We start from the raw sequence: 16,260 nt of genomic DNA, 5'->3' as shown, positions 1-16,260 counted from the left end.
GGACCGTACGGGAGCGGGGTCCTCCGGGGCGCTCAGTTCCAACACGACCGTGCGGACCTCGCCGTCGTCGGTGTCCGCGTCCGTGTGCGGCGCCAGCAGCGCCCGGACGACGGCCGCCACCGGCTCCAGCGCCGTGTCGGCGGATTCGACGCGCCATCTCTCGCAGGCCAGCAGGGCGCCGGACGCGGTGCCGGCGGCCGAGCCGGGGCGGTGTTGCGTGGTGGGACGGGGGATGACGGCCCTCACGGTTTCCTCCATCGAGGAGCTTCCTGACGGACAGGACGGCGGGTAAGGTAACACAAAAACCGTTCAATGAACGCTTTTCCGGATGTCCCTTCGGAGGGCGGCCCGCCGCCCGCCCGCCGCGTTCGCGCTCGTCCGCAAGGAGTTCGCACATGTCTTTGTCCACCGACGGCCCGGCCGGCCTCCCCCGGGAGTTCCGGGCAAGGCCGGGCTTCCTGTTCGGCGCGTCCACCTCCGCGCACCAGACCGAGGGAAACAACGTCTCGAGCGATTGGTGGGCCCTCGAACGCAGGCTGGTCGGCGGCGTCATGGAGTCGCCGAGCGGGGACGCGGTCGACAGCTTCCACCGCTGGCCGCAGGACATGGACCTGCTCGCCGAACTCGGCTTCAACGCCTACCGGTTCGGCATCGAGTGGGCTCGCGTCGAACCGGAACCCGGGGCCGTCTCGCGGGCCGCGATCGCGCACTACCGGGCGATGGTCCGCGGTGCGCACGAGCGCGGCCTGAACCCCGTGGTGACGCTGCATCACTTCACCTCACCGCACTGGTTCACCGCACGCGGCGGCTGGACGGCACCGGACGCGGCGGACCTCTTCGCGCGCTACGCCGAGACCGCGCTCGACGTGCTCGGCGACGACGTCGAATATGTGGCGACGATCAACGAGCCGAACATGATCGCGCTGATGGCCACGCTCGTCCGCCACTTGGCGCCCTCGGGGGAAGACCCCGCCAACGCCCTGGGAGCCGACGCCGACACGCGGGACGCGTCGGAGTATTCCGCCTCCGGCACCGGCCGCGAAGGGGCCGCGGCCCTGGCCGCGGTGGCGGAGCCGGACACCGCGACGAGCGAGGCGCTGGTCCGCGCGCACCGAGCCGCCTCGGCGGTCCTGAAGGCGGCGCGGCCCGACCTCCGGGTCGGCTGGACGATCGCCAACCAGGTCTTCCAGGCCGAGCCGGGAGCCGAGGCCGAGGCCGCGGCGCACGCGTGGCCGCGCGAGGACCTGTTCCTGGAAGCCGCGCGCGACGACGATTGGGTGGGCGTCCAGTCGTACTCGCGGACGCGTATCGGACGCGACGGCCCGCTGCCGGTCCCGGCCGAGGCGAAACGGACGATCACCGGCTGGGAGTACTACCCCGAAGCCGTCGGCCACGCCGTGCGCCACACCGCTGCCGTCGTCGGCCCCGACGTGCCGATCCTGGTCACCGAGAACGGCATCGCCACCGCCGACGACGAAGAGCGCATCGCCTACACCTCGGCGGCGCTGACGGCGCTCGCGGAGACGATGCGCGACGGCATCGACGTACGCGGGTATCTGCACTGGAGCGCCGTCGACAACTACGAGTGGGGCTCCTACACACCGACGTTCGGGCTGATCGCGGTGGACCGCGACACATTTGTTCGCACCCCGAAGCCGTCGGCGCGTTGGCTCGGCGGACTGGCGCTCGCGCTGCGCGCCGTCGTCCCGTCGGCCGCGCAATAAGGTGGCTGCCATGGCGAAGCGCGGCCCGTACGAAAAGGGCGAGGCGAAGCGACGCGAGATCCTCCAGGTCGCACTGGAGATCTTCGCCGCGGAGGGCTACCGCGGCACATCCCTGCGCAAGGTCGCGGCCAGCTGCAACCTCAGCCTGCCCGGCCTCATGCACTACTTCGCGTCGAAGGAAGACCTGCTGGTCCAGGTTCTCCGGGCGCGTGACGAGGGAGGGCGCGAGCGCTGGGAGGCCGCCGAGGGGGTGGAGCGGCATTTGGAGCGCATCCGCGAGGGTGCGCGGACCCCCGGTCTCGTCGAGTTGTTCGTGTCGATGTCGGCGGCGGGAAGCGACCCGGAGCATCCGGCGCACGCCTTCTTCGCCGAGCGCTATCCGCAACTGCGCGCCCGGATCGCCGAGATGGTGGAGGAGAGCGTCGCCGGGGGCCGGATGAAAGCATCGCTCCCGGCTGACCGGCTTGCCACCATGCTCCTCGCGGTGGTCGACGGCATCCAGTTGCAGTGGCTCAACGACCGCTCGGTGGACATGGAACAACCGCTCAAGGACGCTCTCAGCCTGCTGGAACGCCGCGACGACGACTGACCGGCGGGGGCCCGGGACAGTTCGCGCAGGACGGTCGGCGACGGCGCGAAGCGGCGGGACCCCCGGGGGTCCCGCCGCTTCGTGGGTTCCGGGCCGGGCGGAACGGCCGCGGCGAGTACGCCGAATCAGCGGCTGCCCGGACTCCCGACCTCCCTGTCGGGGGTGGCCGTTGCGGCCGCCGCCGCGGCGACCTCCTCCTCCAGTTCGCGCAGTTGCGCCTGGGAGATCAGGCCGTGGGCGAAGTCCGCGATCACCTCCACCGGCACTCCGGCCGCCGCGCGCAGCAGCATGGGGTTTTCGGCGAGCGGTGAGGCGCCGCCGGACACCGCGGCGAGTCGGGCGAGAAGCAGCGGACCGCCCGCGGGATGGTCGAGCCACTCCCCGAGTGTGTGACGGGCGGTCAGGGGTCCGCGCGGCGGGTCGCCGTCGACCGGGACGTCCACGGCGAGACGGATGTCGCGTGAGGATGCGGCGGCTTCGACCCGGTACGTTCCCCCTTCGACACGCCAACCGTCGTCCCGCACGCTGTGGTACGCGAGATCGGTGCGCGGGAACGCGATGTCCACCTCCCGGCTTTCGCCGGGCGAGAGCGTCACGGACGCGAAGCCGCGCAGTTCGCGCACCGGCCGCTCGATCGTGGAGTCGGCCGGGGCCGCCGAGTAGATCTGTACGGTCTCGCGCCCGGCGCGGGAGCCGGTGTTCGTCACGGTGAGACGCACGACAAGGTTCGCCCCCGCCTCGTCGAACTCCACGGTCATGTCCCGGTAGGCGAACGTGGTGTAGGACATGCCGTGCCCGAACGGGAAGGAGACCGCGCGCCGGGCGGCGTCGTACCCCCGATATCCGACGAAGACGCCTTCGCCGTACCGCACATGCCCCTCGGAGCCGGGGAAGGACAGGAAGCTCGGGCTGTCCTCAAGGCGTTCGGGGACGGTCTCGGCGAGTTTGCCGGACGGGTTGACGTGGCCGAACAGCACACGCGCGATCGCGCCGCCGCCGGCCTGGCCCAGGAGCCAGCCCTCGACGACGGCCGGCACATCGTCATGCCACGGACTGGTGCGGACCACCCCGCCGTTGGACAGCACCACCACGACCCGCGGATTGGCGGCCGCGACGCGCCGCAGCAGGGCGAGCTGCGTGTCGGGCAGGTCGAGGTGGTCGCGGTCGTAGCCCTCGGACTCGTCCTGCCGGGGCAGTCCCAGGAACAGCACGACGGCGTCGCTGTCGGCGGCCAGGAGTGCCGCGTCGGACGCGAGCCGTTCGGGGTCGGCGTCGGGTTGGGGACCGTCCGCCAAGGGGTATCCGGGGGCGAATTCCACGGTGGCGCCGCACGCCAGGGCGCGCAGTCGGTCGAGCGGCACGTCGACGCGGGTGGCGCTGACCTGGGAGCTACCGCCGCCCTGATAGCGCGGGGTGCGGGCGAGTTCGCCGATGACCGCGACGGTACCCGCGGACGGGTTCAGGGGGAGGAGTCCACCGTCGTTCTTCAGCAGCACCACGCAGTTGTCGGCGACCTCGCCCGCGAGGCGGTGGTGGTCGTCGTACGGGATGCCGGTCCCGTCTCCGGTCGGCCGGGCGGCCCGGCGGGCGAAGCGGACCACCCGTTCGACGGCGCGGTCGAGAACGGCCTCGTCGAGGTCGCCCGCGGCGACGGCGGCCTCGACCTCCCGGTCCGTACGGCCGCCGGTGGGCGGCATCTCCAGGTCGAGTCCGGCGCGGAGCGCGGCGACGCGGTTGCGCACGGCGCCCCAGTCGGACATGACGAGCCCGTCGAAACCCCACTCGTCGCGCAGTACGTCGGTGAGCAACCGGGCGTTCTCGGACAGCGGCACCCCGTTGACGCCGTTGTAGGCGCACATGACCGCCCACGGCTTGTCGCGGCGGACGATGCGTTCGAACGCGCGCAGGTATATCTCGCGAAGGGGGCGCTCGTCGATGTCCGCGCTGATCCGCATGCGGTCGGTTTCCTGGTTGTTGGCCGCGTAGTGCTTGAGGGTCGCACCGACGCCGGCGTCCTGCAGGCCGCGCACCATTGCGCCGCCCAACTCGGCCGAATGCCACGGGTCTTCGGAGAAGTACTCGAAGTTTCGCCCGCACAGCGGTGAGCGCTTGAGGTTGACGCCCGGTCCGAGCAGGACGCCGATGCCGTGGGCCGCGGCTTCGGCGGCGATGGCCGCCCCGACGCGGTAGGCGAGGTCGACGTCCCAGCTGCTGCCGAGGGCCACGGCGGGCGGGAAGCACGTGGCCGGGGTCGCGGCGCGCAGGTTCAACTGACCGGCGTCGGCGTCCTCACCCTGGAGGCGCAGCCCGTGCGGCCCGTCGGACATCGTGACCGAGGGAACTTGGGCATGTGGCACGGGTTTGCTGGTCATCTGGCCCAAACCGCTGGTCAGGGACGCTTTCTCGGCGAGCGTCAGCTCGTGCTGGGCCACGTCGGCTCCGTTCCGTGGGCGGTGGCTACCGGCGACTACCGGTGGGCAGGCCAAAACCATAAGTTGATCGGTTTTCTGGGTCAAGGATGCCCGGAGGCCATTGACTCGTAGAAACCGATCGACTTACTGTTTTGGCGCCTTGCCGGGTGGTCGAGTCGGAGTACGGCCCTCGGGCTGCCTCCTGCCGCAACATCGCTCGCCCGCGTCCGTGCCGCGAAACCGGCTTCTGCGAAATCGGCCCATCGTTCGGGACCTGGTCCCCCTCCCGTCGGAGCGAACACATGACGAACCACGCCCGGAAGGCCTCTCTGGCGGTCTTCGTGACCTCCGCGCTGACCGTGTCGGGCTGCGCGGGGGGATCCGGCGGCCACTCGGCCAACACCGACAGCCTCGCCATCGCCACGCTCTCCGTGCCGCAGAGCTTCGACCCCACCACCGCGATCGGCAGCACGCTGCCGTTCTTCCAGACGGTGTACGACACGCTCCTCAAGCGCGAGCCCGACGGCACCTACAGTCCCATGCTCGCCACCACATGGGAACTGGACGCGACTCGCACGCAGTTGCGCCTGACCCTGCGCGAGGGCGTCAAATTCGCCGACGGCACACCATTCGACGCCGCCGCCGCCAAGGCGAACCTGGACCGGTTCAAGGCGACCCAGGGGTCCAACACCCGCTGGTTCAACGACCTGGACGCGGTCGACGTCGTCGACGGCACACATGTGAACCTCAAGCTCAAGCAGCCCAACCCCGCCATGCTCTACTACCTGAGCGACGCCGCGGGTCTCATGGCCAACCCGGCACGGTTCGCGCAGCCCGACAGCCTCAAGGGCGCGCCCGACGGCACCGGGCCGTACACCCTCGACAAGGGCAAGACGGTCATCGGCACCAAGTGGGCCTACGAGCGCAAGACCGACTATTGGGGTGCCCCGCTGCCCTACAAGTCCGTCAGCATCAGCGTCTTCGACAACGAGACCGCTATCGTCAACGGCGTCAAGACCGGTCAGATCGACGCCGCGCTGCTGCAACTCGCCGACCAGCAGATCGGCATCGAGTCCGACAACCGCATCAAGGCCGTGAAGCAGGAGTTCGACTTCCAGGGGATCCTGCTGTTCGACCGCGACGGCAAGATCACGCCGCAACTGAAGGACCCGCGCGTCCGGCAGGCGATCAACCTCGCCGTCGACCGGGCCACCATGGTCAGCCAGCTCCGACAGGGCCGCGGCACCGCCACCGCCCAGGTCTTCGGACCGACAAGCCCCGGCTACAAGCCGGAACTCGACAGCTACTACGCGCACGATCCCGCCAAGGCCAAGGCACTCCTTGCCGAGGCCGGCCACCCCGACGGCTTCACCCTCAAACTCCCGCGCGTCGCCACCATCGTCAACGACGCACTTGCGGCCTCCCTGCAGACCGACCTCAAGGCCGTCGGCATCAACCTGGTGTGGGAGCAGGTCGAGCCCACCAAGGCCATCGACCGCATCATCCGGGGCCGGGAGTTCTCCGGCATGGTCATGAACCTCGGCCAGTCCTCCAACGACTGGGTCATCGCCAACGACCTGGTCTCGCCGGGCCCGTTCAACATCTTCGGCACCACGGATCCCACGGTCCAGGACCTGCTCGCCAAGCTCAAGACGGAAACGGGCGACCAGGAGAAGGCCGCCGCCCAGGCACTGAACCGGCACCTGGTCGAGAACGCGTGGTTCGTCCCCTTCTATCGCATGACGTACCTGCACGTGTCCGACGGCTCCGTCGAGATCGCCCCGCAGGACGGCATGGCCGTCCCCTCGATCTACAACTACAAGCCGGCCAAGTAGCCCCGACCGAAGGCCCGTGCCATGCCCCGCTTCATCGCGGCGCGGATCGCGTCGGGGGTCCTGCTCCTGTTCGTGATCTCGTTCCTGTCCTTCCTGCTGCTTTCCATCGCCGACACGGACGCCGGCCGCCAACTCCTCGGCCCGGCCGCCACCCAGGAGGCCGTCGACGCCAAGAACGCCGAACTCGGCCTGGACCGCCCGGTGGTCGAGCAATACACCGACTGGCTCGGCAACGCCCTGCGCGGTGACCTGGGCACCTCCTGGTTCACCAGCGAGGACGTGAACACCGCGATCGGCAACCGGCTGCCGGTCACCGTCAGCCTGGTCGTCGGCGTCACCGTCGTCACCACGGTCGTGTCCTTCCTGTTCGGCGTGTGGGCCGGAGTCCGAAGGGGCGGGGCGATCGACCGGACGGTGCAGCTCGTCGGAGTCCTCGGACACGCCCTGCCCGGGTTCCTGGTGACCCTGGTCATGGTGCAGCTCTTCGCCGTACAGATGAACTGGTTCCCCGCGATCGGCTACACCCCGTTCGCGGAGTCACCGAGCGGCTGGCTGTCGACGATCACGCTGCCGGTCCTGTCCCTGTCGGTCGGCACGGTCGCCGGGGTGTCCCAGCAGGTCCGCGGCGCGGTCGTCGACGCGTTGCGGCAGGACTACGTACGCACCCTGCGCGCACGCGGACTGCCGCAACACCGGGTCGTGCTCAAGCACGTCCTGCGCAACGCCTCGGCGCCCGCGCTGTCGGTCCTCGGCATGCAGTTCGTCGGCCTGCTCGGCGGTGCCGTCCTCGTCGAGCAGATCTTCGCCCTGCCGGGTATCGGCAGCATGGCAATCAGCTACACCACCCGCGGTGACATCCCGGTGATCATGGCCCTGGTCATGTTCACCGTGGTCGGAGTGGTCCTGATCAACCTGCTCGTCGACGTGCTGATCGGCTGGCTCAACCCGAAGGCGAGGGCCGCATGACCGCCGTTCTGCCCACCGACGGCGTCGCGCCGGCAGCCGCGTCCGCCACCGCCGCGCGGCACGGCGTGCTGCGCCGCCTCGTCCGGAACCCGTTGGCGCTCGGCGCGCTCGTGGTCTTCGCTCTCATAGTGCTGGGCGCGTTGTTCGCGCCCTGGATCGCTCCGGCCGACCCGAACACCGCCGTACTGCGCGATGCGTTCGCCGGGCCCGGCGGGGCACACCCGCTGGGCACCGACTCCGCGGGCCGCGACCTCCTGTCGCGCATCCTCTTCGGGGGCCGCAACACCCTGGTCGGCGCGCTCATCTCCCTCGTCGTCGCCCTGGTGCTCGGTGTCCCCTCGGGGCTCTTTGCGGGCTACTACGGCGGAAGGTTCGACGCCGCCGCGAACTGGGCGGCCAACCTCGTCATGGCGCTGCCGGCGATGGTCGTGCTGCTCGCCTCGCGAGCCGTCCTCGGCCCCACCGTCTGGGTGCTGATGGTCGTCCTCGGGTTCCTCGTCGCCCCGGCGTTCTTCCGACTGGTGAGGGGCATCGTCGCCGACGTCCGCAAGGAGCTGTACGTCGATGCCGCCCGGGTGTCGGGCCTGTCCGACACCCGCATCGTCGGCCGGCACGTGCTCATCGTCGTCCGCGGCCCGATCATCATCATGGTCGCCCTCGTCGCCGGAATCGCCATCGGCCTGCAGGCCGGACTGGAGTTTCTCGGTATCGGCAGCGGTGACACCCCGACCTGGGGCGCCATGCTCAACGAGGCGTTCCAGAACATCCAGCGCGAACCGACCCTCATGCTCTGGCCCGGACTGGCGCTCGGCCTGACCTCCAGCGCACTGGTCCTGATCGCGGCGGGGCTGCGCGACGCGCTGGAGGAACAGCGCACGCCCCCGCCCCGGCGGCGCCGTCGAACACGTCGAGTCCTTTCCGGATTTCGTCCGGAACAGGCGGCGGGCAGCCCCCGCACCGACGACGCGCCGGGCAGTGCCACGGACCGCCCGCACGCCGGCGAGCGCGCCACGCTGCTGTCGGTTCGGGGACTCTCCGTGGGATACGACCTGCCCGATGGCACCCGCGAGGTCGTGCGCGGCATCGACCTGGACGTCGCCCCCGGCGAAATCGTCGGACTGGTGGGCGAGTCCGGGTCGGGGAAGACCCAGACCGCGTTCTCCGTACTCGGCCTGCTGCCCGAAGGCGGGCGCGTGCTCACCGGGAGCATCACGATCGCGGGGCGCGACATCGTGGGTCTGCCGGAGTCACGGCACCGCGAACTGCGCGGCCGAGTGGTCGGCTACGTACCGCAGGAACCGATGAGCAACCTCGACCCGTCCTTCACGATCGGCAGCCAGCTCGTCGAGCCGCTGCGGGTCGTGCTCGGACTGTCCCGCAAGGACGCCCGGGCGCGGGCGACCGAACTGCTTCGACAGGTCGAAATCCCGGAGCCGGAACGGGTCATGGGTCTGTACCCGCACGAGGTCTCGGGCGGCATGGCGCAACGGGTGCTCATCGCCGGGGCCGTCTCCTGCGATCCGGACCTGTTGATCGCCGACGAGCCCACCACCGCGCTGGACGTCCGGGTTCAGGCGGAGGTCCTGGAACTGCTGCGTCGGCTCCAGCGGGAACGCGGCATGGGCGTACTGCTGGTGACCCACAACCTCGGTGTCGTCGCCGAAATCTGCGACCGGGTCGCCGTCATGCACGACGGACGCATCGTCGAGAGCGGCGACGTGGCGCGGATTCTGCGCGCGCCGAGCGTCCCGTACACGCGTACGCTCCTCGACGCGGTCCTCGACAACGTCCCCGCTCGTGCCCCCTGGCAGCCGCACAAGGCCGGGAGCGGCGCGTGAGGCCCGCCCTGCCGACGACCATCCAGGCCATCCGTGGCACCATGAGGAGCGCCGCATGAGCGAGACGATGCTGGACATCCGGGACCTTCGGGTGTCATACCCGGGCAAGGGCCGGCGAGCGCCGCGGGCCGAGGTGCTCAAGGGCATCAGCCTCGACATACGGCCGGGGGAAACGCTGGGCCTGGTCGGCGAATCGGGCTCCGGCAAGACGACGATCGGACGTGCCGTGCTCGGCCTCGTACCCGTGCATTCCGGCACGATCGTCTTCGACGGGGAACCGATCGAGCACGCGACGCGACGCCGTCGCCGCGAACTGGCCCGCGAACTCCAAGTGATCTTCCAGGACCCCTACACGTCGCTGAACCCGTCCCGCACCATTGGCGACACACTCGCCGAGCCGCTGTACGCCCTCGGGCTCGACCGCCGCGACGCCAGAGCGCGGATCGGCGACCTGTTGGACCGGGTACGCCTGCCCGCCGACGCCGCCGAGCGCCTGCCCCGCGAATTCTCCGGCGGCCAACGCCAACGCGTCGCCATCGCCCGCGCCCTGGCTCCGCGCCCACGGCTGGTTGTGTGCGACGAACCGGTCTCCGCGCTGGACCTCACCACCCAGAAGACCATCCTCGACCTCCTACTGGACATCCAGGAACAGACCGGTGTGGCATACCTGTTCGTTTCCCACGATCTGGCGGTGGTCCGCGTCGTCAGCCACCGCGTCGCGGTCCTGCGGCACGGCGAGATCGTCGAGACCGGCACCACGGCCGCCGTCACCGAAGAACCGCGGCACGAGTACACCCGTGAACTCCTGCGCGCGGCACCGAAGGTGGTCGCCGCGCACCGGCCGTACAGGTGACAGTCAATTCACGCTGTGCGGCGGCGAGTTCCGGTGGCGTCCCGGCCGGGATGACGCGGCGGGGACGGATCACCGCGGCGGCGAGGGTGACGCAGCCCAGGTCGTCGGCGGCGAGCACCAGCCTTTGGGTGACCCGAGGGTCGCTCGGGTCCCGCTCGGCCGCGTAGTGCGGCTCGGCGGCGGGCAGCACCTGGAAGACCGGCGCCTCGCCGGAGGCCGCCGGTTGCAGGAGTCTCAGGCCTGACGTGTGCTCGGTCACCGCGTACAACACGACGTTCGGCTCCGGCCCCTCGGGCTGCGGCCCCTCCGGTTCCGGTCTCTCCGGCCCCGGCGACCCCAACGAGAAGGTCTCGGTTCGCAGTTCCAGGCCGGTGAAGGCCCGCGCAGCGTGCCGGAGTTCGTCCGCTTTCAGGTCCGGCGTCAGGAGCGGCCCTCGGTCGTGTGCAGGTCGATGGTCGCCGCCTTGAACGGCCAGAGGACGGTCGTCGCCGCGACGGTCGTGAGGAACTCGCCGACGCCGTCGACCGCGCGGCTTGCGGGCCGGCAGGGCTTTTCGCCGCCGGCGGGTGTATGCAGCCGGCCGGCGGCGAAACGAGAGGCGATCGGTGGTGCGGTGCGCTGGGTAGTGGCTACTACATGCTGAGCGCCGGTGCCGGTGTCGGTGCCGGCGTGGGAGGACTCAGCGCAGGTCGAACCGATCGAGGTTCATCACCTTGTCCCAGGCAGCGACGAAGTCGCGCACGAAGCGCGCGCCGCCGTCCTTGGAGGCGTAGATCTCGGAGATCGCCCGGAGTTGGGAGTGCGAACCGAAGACGAGGTCGACCGCGGTGGCCGTCCACCTGACCGAACCCGTGCCGCGGTCCCGACCCTCGAACACGTTCTCGGCAGTCGTGGAGGGCTTCCACTCTGTGCCCATGTCGAGCAGATTGACGAAGAAGTCGTTCGTCAACACCCCCGGGCGGTCGGTGAGCAGCCCGTGCGAGGACTGCCGGAACCCGGTGCCCAGGGCGCGCATACCTCCAACCAGCGCCGTCATCTCCGACACAGTGAGCGTCAGCAGGTTGGCACGGTCCAACAGCAGCGTCTCCGGCGAGAGCTTCTCACCGGGCCGCAGGTAGTTGCGGAACCCGTCGGCGCGGGGTTCGAGGACGGAGAACGATTCCACGTCCGTCTGTTCCTGCGAGGCGTCCGTACGACCGGGCGCGAACGGGACCGTGACGTCGTGCCCGGCATCCTTCGCGGCCTGTTCGACCGCCGCGCATCCGCCCAGGACGATCAGATCGGCGAGCGAGACCTTCTTTCCGTCGGATCGCCCGTCGTTGAACTCCTGGCGGATCCGGTCGAGGGACCGCACCGTGTCGGCCACCTCGGGCAGGTCGTTGGCCTCCCAGTCCTTCTGCGGCGCGAGTCGGATGCGCGCCCCGTTGGCCCCGCCGCGCTTGTCGGTGCCGCGGAAGCTCGCCGCCGCGGCCCAGGCGGTGACGACCAACTGGGGGCCGGAGAGGCCCGCGTCGAGGATCTTCGCCTTGAGGGCGGTGACCTCGGCGTCCCCGACCAGTTCGTGGTCGACCGCGGGTACGGGGTCCTGCCACAGCTGCGGTTCCGGGATCCACGGGCCGAGGTAGCGCGAGAGGGGCCCCATGTCACGGTGCAGCAGCTTGTACCAGGCCTTGGCGAAGGCTTCCGCGAGCCTTGCCGGGTTCTCGTGGAAGGACTTCGAGATGGGTCCGTAGACCGGGTCCAGTTTCAGGGCCAGGTCGGTCGTCAGCATCATCGGAGCGTGCCGCTTCGACGGGTCGTGGGCGTCCGGCACCGTGTCCTGGGCCGACGGATCCGTGGGGGTCCACTGCTGTGCGCCGGCGGGGCTCGTCGTCAGCGTCCAGTCGTAGCGGAAAAGGTTGTCGAGGTAGCCGTTGTCCCACTTCGTCGGTTCGGAGGTCCAGGCACCCTCCAGCCCGCTGGTCATCGCGTGGACCCCGCTGCCGGTGCCGTACGTGTTCCGCCAGCCGAGGCCCTGCTGTTCGAGCGGGGCGCCCTCGGGTTCCGGGCCGAGGTACGAGGGGTCGACCGCGCCGTGGCATTTGCCGAAGGTATGGCCGCCGATGATGAGAGCGACCGTTTCCTCGTCGTTCATCGCCATGCGCGCGAAGGTTTCGCGGATGTCCCGCGCGGCGGCGATCGGGTCCGGATTCCCGTTGGGCCCTTCGGGATTAACGTAGATCAAACCCATCTGGACGGCGCCGACCGGGCCGGCGAGTTCCCGGTCGCCGCTGTAGCGCTCGTCTCCGAGCCAGGTGTCCTCAGGCCCCCAGAAGATCTCCTCCGGCTCCCACACGTCCGGGCGGCCGAAAGCGAATCCGAATGTCCTGAATCCCATCGACTCCATGGCGCAGTTGCCGGCGAAGACCAGCAGGTCGGCCCAGGAGATCTGTTGCCCGTACTTTTCCTTCACCGGCCAGAGGAGACGGCGCGCCTTGTCCAGGCTCGCATTGTCCGGCCAACTGTTGAGGGGTGCGAAGCGCTGGGCGCCGCCGCCCCCGCCGCCCCGGCCGTCGGCGATACGGTACGTTCCCGCGGCATGCCAGCTCATCCGGATGAAAAGCGGTCCGTAGTGGCCGTAGTCCGCAGGCCACCAGTCCTGGGACGTCGTCATCACCGCGAAGACATCCGCTTTGAGGGCGTCGACGTCGAGCTTCGCGAACTCTTTCGCGTAGTCGAAATCCCCGCCCAATGGCTCGGACCGGGTGGAATGCTGGCGGAGTACCTGAAGGTCCAGCTGTTGCGGCCACCAGTCCCGGTTTGTTCTCGGACGCGTGGTCGCGGGGGTGGGGGAGGGGATCGCTGGATTTTCGCTCTCGCTACCGGACACGCCCGCCTTCTTCCTCACTCGGTGCTTGTGTGCGGCCGCAGCGCCCACGCCTCCCGGGATTTCCTTCCGGCCCGGGGCGGACACGTGCCTGCTGCCCCGATATTCGCGCACCAAAAGCCGTGCGCCTGGGAGGACACGCAGAGCGTGTCCCGCCCGATGAGCGTTCGCTGGTTCGTTCCTCGGAAAGGCGGCAGGGTGCGACGCGGCGCAACGAAAAGGGTGCAACGCCGCAGGCTTCGTGAGTGGCCACTGCGCGCGGCATGGCGCCCCCGTCGGCGTCGTCATGGGGAAGCCGCCCTCGCGTGCTTGCCGGCGTCGGGTTGAGGAGACCGGCCCGTTCTCCACATCCGCCACGGGATCCGTCAGGATCGTCCCCCCGGACGGAGCACCCGCGAAACGAGCCGACGATGACTCCGGTCGTTCCCAGCCCGACGTCAACGGGCATTTCCGGCCGCGGGTGACGCGCGAGCAGCCTGCCTGACCGCGCTGCGCGTCCGCACCGCGGCGAGAACGACGCGCTCCCCCTCGCCGGGATCGGCCTCGTCCCGAGCCGCCTGCGGCATGACCGCGGACATGCTGCAAGTCTGTTCGAACGGTGCCAGGACCCATGCCGAATGCGCTCCCGCTCCTCTACCGCCGACGGGCCCGCTGCCGCGGGGTTCCGGATCCTCGCCGAGTCCTCGTTGGTGCCGCTCGCGACGTGATCAGGCAGTCATTCGGGCAGTTCGATTTCGGGGCGGAGACGCCGCCTTGCCCATGAACCAGGCGTTCCGTCTCCGGGCGTCTCCGCTGGAGCTCCGGGTCGCGTGACCCCGGCCGGGGAAATCAGTGGAGGGGTGAGCGGAATGGATCAAGGGCTGATGGTGTGCTGAGGTATGGCGATCCAGGTGTGGCGTGCTCGGAGGAGTGGTGGTCGTGGGGGAGTTGGAGAAGTTGAAGATGGACCTGGTCGAGTACGGCGTGCGGTACCAGGAGGCGAGGAACGCCGAACTGGAAGTGCTGCGTCAACTCAAGGTTGCAGTCGTCGCCGCGATGGCGGCCGGACTCACGCCGGGACAGGCAGCCGAATTTGCGGGCATCCGGGCGGGAACGGCGCGGCGGTGGCGTACCGAGGAACGGGCCGATCAAGGACGAACACCTCCTGATTCCATCTGAGTTCGCACCTTGCGGTGGATCGGGGCGCCCAGGAAGTCCACGGTCGTTCGTCTGAACTCAAGAGCTTTGAAAGCGGCCGTACGAGTGCCGGGGACTCCTGCGTACGAGCCGTTCGCGAGCGTGGCGGCCGGCGCGGCGGCGTCTTCGCGCTCGTTGCCGTCACGCCCGATGGACCATACGAGTCGGCATCGGCAGGGTCTGTAGGGATGTCAGAACGGCACGTACGGGGCCCTCCACGTCCCTCGGCGTAAAATGGCCGTCCACCCCATCTCGCCGATGATCGCCCAACCAGCCCTGATCGGCTCGGACATGGTCATGGCATCCAGGGCCACACGCGAGCCAAGCGAGCAGGCAGCCAGGTCGGATGTTGCCGTGGCGGATCTCGGTCACGGCGCCCGCGACGACTCGGGTGCGGGGCAGATGTCGGCACAGCGACACCGCGGGGAGAATTCGGTGCTGCCGCCGCCGACGCTCAGATCTCACGTAGGGCGTCCTCTGTTCTCTCGTGCTCTCAGTAGAGAGAAGACCGAGCGGCGCGCCGGCAGTGACAGTCGTCGACGGCGCGCGGACGGGGGCCGCCCTGTCCTGGTGAGCAGTCCCTTTTGGAAAAAGCCCATGAGAGTTGAGCACCTACCCCCGGTGTAGAGGTGGTCTCGAGCCTGCCGGACGCGGGGGTCCGGATACCGGCCGAGGCCGAGGCGCGACGATCCGCGGAGGCGCGGGTGGATGTTGTCGTGGGTGGGTGTGGTTTGGGTGGCCCCGTTCCCGCGCGCGTGTTGGCGTGTGCGGGAGCGGGGCTGGGTTCGGAGGGGCGGCTGCGTTTATTGGTCGGGGCAGAGGACGGCTTCCGCGGCCTTGGTGATGGCGTCACCCACGGCCATGGCCTGCTCGTTGTCGATCTTCAGCGTGGCAGCCACAGCGAATTGGATTCGGCCGTCGGTCGTGGAGAAGGTGGTGGAGGTAATCCCGGGCATGCCACCCGCCGCGGAGGAGACCGTCCCGCCGCACAGGTTGGGGAACGGCCGCGGCAGTTGCCGTTGCAGGTCCGCGGGCAGCAGCGTGCCCTTGTTGAGCGCGCGGTAGAAGGCGCTGACGTCGCGTGCGGTGGAGATCGCTCCTTCGGCGCCGATGGTGGCGTTGAGCTGATCGACGTCGCGTGGTGCTCCGTTGACGTCGGGGTGGTAGCCGTGCCCGTGCGGACCCTTGATCTGGTCGGAGACCTTGGTGGCCAGGTAGGTGTCCTTCATGCCGAGCGGGGCGAACAGGCGCTGGTTGAACTCGGTGGCCCGACTGTTGCCGGTCACCCTCTCGATGATCATGCCGAGGAGGACGTAGTTGGTGGTGGAGTAGCGGTACTCTCCCGGATCGCTCTGCCGGGGCACAGTACGCGCGGCCTTCACCAGGTCGATCAGCTCGTAGGCGGTGGTGAAGTCGAATACGTCGAACTGGCCGCTGTCGATGAATTCGGGGATGCCCGAGGTGTGCCGGATCAGCTGCGCCACGGTGATCTCGTCGGCGCGCTCCACGTAGTCGTTCTCGGCCATCTCGGGCAGGACGTCGCCGAGCTTGTCGGTCAAGCTGATCTTGCCCTCCGCGACCAGTTGCAGGATGACCGTGGCCTCCATGAGCTTGGTCTGGGACGCGATGCGGTACCGCGAACTCGAAGGGATGCGCCCGCCCTTGCCGTCCAGCAGACGCGACCCGGATGTGCCCTTGTCCCACCGCTTGCCGTCCACGTACACCTCGCCGATGGCCCCGACCACGCCGTACGCCTTCGCCACCTCCGCTATCGCCTGCTGGACGTCGCCGAGCACGGGCCGGTCGGCGGTGGCGTGCGCCGGTGCCGGAACGTTCAGCACCAGCACCGCACTTGCTACTCCCAGGGCTGGGCCCATCGTCTTGCCGCGCCTCATCGTCGTGATCCTCTCCGCATGACTTTCCGGGAGACCAGATGTACGGGCCGGCGCCGATGCGCCGCCGATCGGCGGACCATACGCGTTTCATATACGAGCGTTGCGAT

11 protein-coding genes and 1 pseudogene are annotated in these 16,260 nt (G+C 69.7%); 7 read left to right on the top strand and 5 right to left on the bottom strand.

Features of this window, described 5'->3' with window-relative positions:
- Positions 1 to 258, bottom strand: a pseudogene (locus AB0C36_RS18965) (hypothetical protein); the annotation flags it as partial.
- Positions 259 to 395: 137 nt separating this feature from the next.
- On the opposite strand from AB0C36_RS18965, the gene AB0C36_RS18960 reads away from it, so the two are divergent.
- Entirely contained in the window at positions 396 to 1,724 is a 1,329-nt protein-coding gene (locus AB0C36_RS18960; RefSeq protein WP_358355446.1) for a glycoside hydrolase family 1 protein, read from the top strand.
- Between the two features lie 10 nt (positions 1,725 to 1,734).
- Positions 1,735 to 2,313 carry a TetR/AcrR family transcriptional regulator gene (locus AB0C36_RS18955; protein ID WP_358355445.1) on the top strand — a complete coding sequence of 193 codons (579 nt, stop codon included), beginning with the start codon at positions 1,735 to 1,737 and terminating at the stop codon, positions 2,311 to 2,313.
- Between the two features lie 125 nt (positions 2,314 to 2,438).
- Here the strand turns inward: AB0C36_RS18955 and AB0C36_RS18950 are convergent, their stop codons facing one another.
- Positions 2,439 to 4,685 carry a glycoside hydrolase family 3 C-terminal domain-containing protein gene (locus AB0C36_RS18950; RefSeq protein ID WP_358355454.1) on the bottom strand — a complete coding sequence of 749 codons (2,247 nt, stop codon included), beginning with the start codon at positions 4,683 to 4,685 and terminating at the stop codon, positions 2,439 to 2,441.
- 341 nt (positions 4,686 to 5,026) lie between these two features.
- Between AB0C36_RS18950 and AB0C36_RS18945 the strand changes: the two genes are divergently transcribed.
- The 4 genes from AB0C36_RS18945 to AB0C36_RS18930 are packed head-to-tail and all read left to right on the top strand — an operon-like array spanning position 5,027 to position 10,216.
- Positions 5,027 to 6,559: an ABC transporter substrate-binding protein gene (locus AB0C36_RS18945; protein ID WP_358355443.1), complete on the top strand. Its 1,533-nt coding sequence runs from the start codon at positions 5,027 to 5,029 to the stop codon at positions 6,557 to 6,559.
- A 21-nt stretch (positions 6,560 to 6,580) separates the two neighbouring features.
- Positions 6,581 to 7,525, top strand: coding sequence for an ABC transporter permease (locus tag AB0C36_RS18940; RefSeq protein WP_358355441.1), 945 nt, complete (start codon positions 6,581 to 6,583; stop codon positions 7,523 to 7,525).
- Positions 7,522 to 9,363, top strand: a complete 1,842-nt coding sequence (locus tag AB0C36_RS18935; RefSeq protein WP_358355439.1) for a dipeptide/oligopeptide/nickel ABC transporter permease/ATP-binding protein — start codon at positions 7,522 to 7,524, stop codon at positions 9,361 to 9,363. Before AB0C36_RS18940 ends, AB0C36_RS18935 begins: the two co-directional genes overlap by 4 nt.
- A 55-nt stretch (positions 9,364 to 9,418) precedes the next feature.
- Entirely contained in the window at positions 9,419 to 10,216 is a 798-nt protein-coding gene (locus tag AB0C36_RS18930) for an ABC transporter ATP-binding protein (RefSeq protein WP_358355437.1), read from the top strand.
- On the opposite strand, the gene AB0C36_RS18925 is transcribed toward AB0C36_RS18930, so the two are convergent.
- Complete coding sequence (locus AB0C36_RS18925) at positions 10,131 to 10,628, bottom strand: toxin TcdB middle/C-terminal domain-containing protein (RefSeq protein WP_358355452.1); 498 nt, start codon at positions 10,626 to 10,628, stop codon at positions 10,131 to 10,133. The two genes, AB0C36_RS18930 and AB0C36_RS18925, sit on opposite strands and share 86 nt — an antisense overlap.
- A 267-nt stretch (positions 10,629 to 10,895) precedes the next feature.
- Positions 10,896 to 13,085: a catalase/peroxidase HPI gene (katG, locus tag AB0C36_RS18920; protein WP_358355435.1), complete on the bottom strand. Its 2,190-nt coding sequence runs from the start codon at positions 13,083 to 13,085 to the stop codon at positions 10,896 to 10,898.
- Between the two features lie 894 nt (positions 13,086 to 13,979).
- Between katG and AB0C36_RS18915 the strand changes: the two genes are divergently transcribed.
- The gene (locus tag AB0C36_RS18915; protein ID WP_358355433.1) at positions 13,980 to 14,240 is read left to right on the top strand and encodes a hypothetical protein; all 261 of its coding nucleotides are present in this window, start codon (positions 13,980 to 13,982) and stop codon (positions 14,238 to 14,240) included.
- 821 nt (positions 14,241 to 15,061) lie between these two features.
- Here the strand turns inward: AB0C36_RS18915 and AB0C36_RS18910 are convergent.
- The gene (locus tag AB0C36_RS18910; protein ID WP_358355432.1) at positions 15,062 to 16,153 is read right to left on the bottom strand and encodes a serine hydrolase domain-containing protein; all 1,092 of its coding nucleotides are present in this window, start codon (positions 16,151 to 16,153) and stop codon (positions 15,062 to 15,064) included.
- Between the last annotated feature and the right edge of the window lie 107 nt (positions 16,154 to 16,260).

Source organism: Streptodolium elevatio (assembly GCF_040649515.1).
Taxonomy (GTDB): domain Bacteria; phylum Actinomycetota; class Actinomycetes; order Streptomycetales; family Streptomycetaceae; genus Yinghuangia; species Yinghuangia elevatio.
Note: the sequence above shows the minus strand (reverse complement) of the source record. Positions and strands in the feature narration are given on the sequence as shown.

Bases quoted from the DNA above. Each gene is read 5' to 3' on its own strand.
- AB0C36_RS18960 (WP_358355446.1), top strand. From the start codon at position 396: ATGTCTTTGTCCACCGACGGCCCGGCCGGCCTCCCCCGGGAGTTCCGG.
- AB0C36_RS18955 (WP_358355445.1), top strand. From the start codon at position 1,735: ATGGCGAAGCGCGGCCCGTACGAAAAGGGCGAGGCGAAGCGACGCGAG.
- AB0C36_RS18950 (WP_358355454.1), bottom strand. From the start codon at position 4,685: ATGACCAGCAAACCCGTGCCACATGCCCAAGTTCCCTCGGTCACGATG.
- AB0C36_RS18945 (WP_358355443.1), top strand. From the start codon at position 5,027: ATGACGAACCACGCCCGGAAGGCCTCTCTGGCGGTCTTCGTGACCTCC.
- AB0C36_RS18940 (WP_358355441.1), top strand. From the start codon at position 6,581: ATGCCCCGCTTCATCGCGGCGCGGATCGCGTCGGGGGTCCTGCTCCTG.
- AB0C36_RS18935 (WP_358355439.1), top strand. From the start codon at position 7,522: ATGACCGCCGTTCTGCCCACCGACGGCGTCGCGCCGGCAGCCGCGTCC.
- AB0C36_RS18930 (WP_358355437.1), top strand. From the start codon at position 9,419: ATGAGCGAGACGATGCTGGACATCCGGGACCTTCGGGTGTCATACCCG.
- AB0C36_RS18910 (WP_358355432.1), bottom strand. From the start codon at position 16,153: ATGAGGCGCGGCAAGACGATGGGCCCAGCCCTGGGAGTAGCAAGTGCG.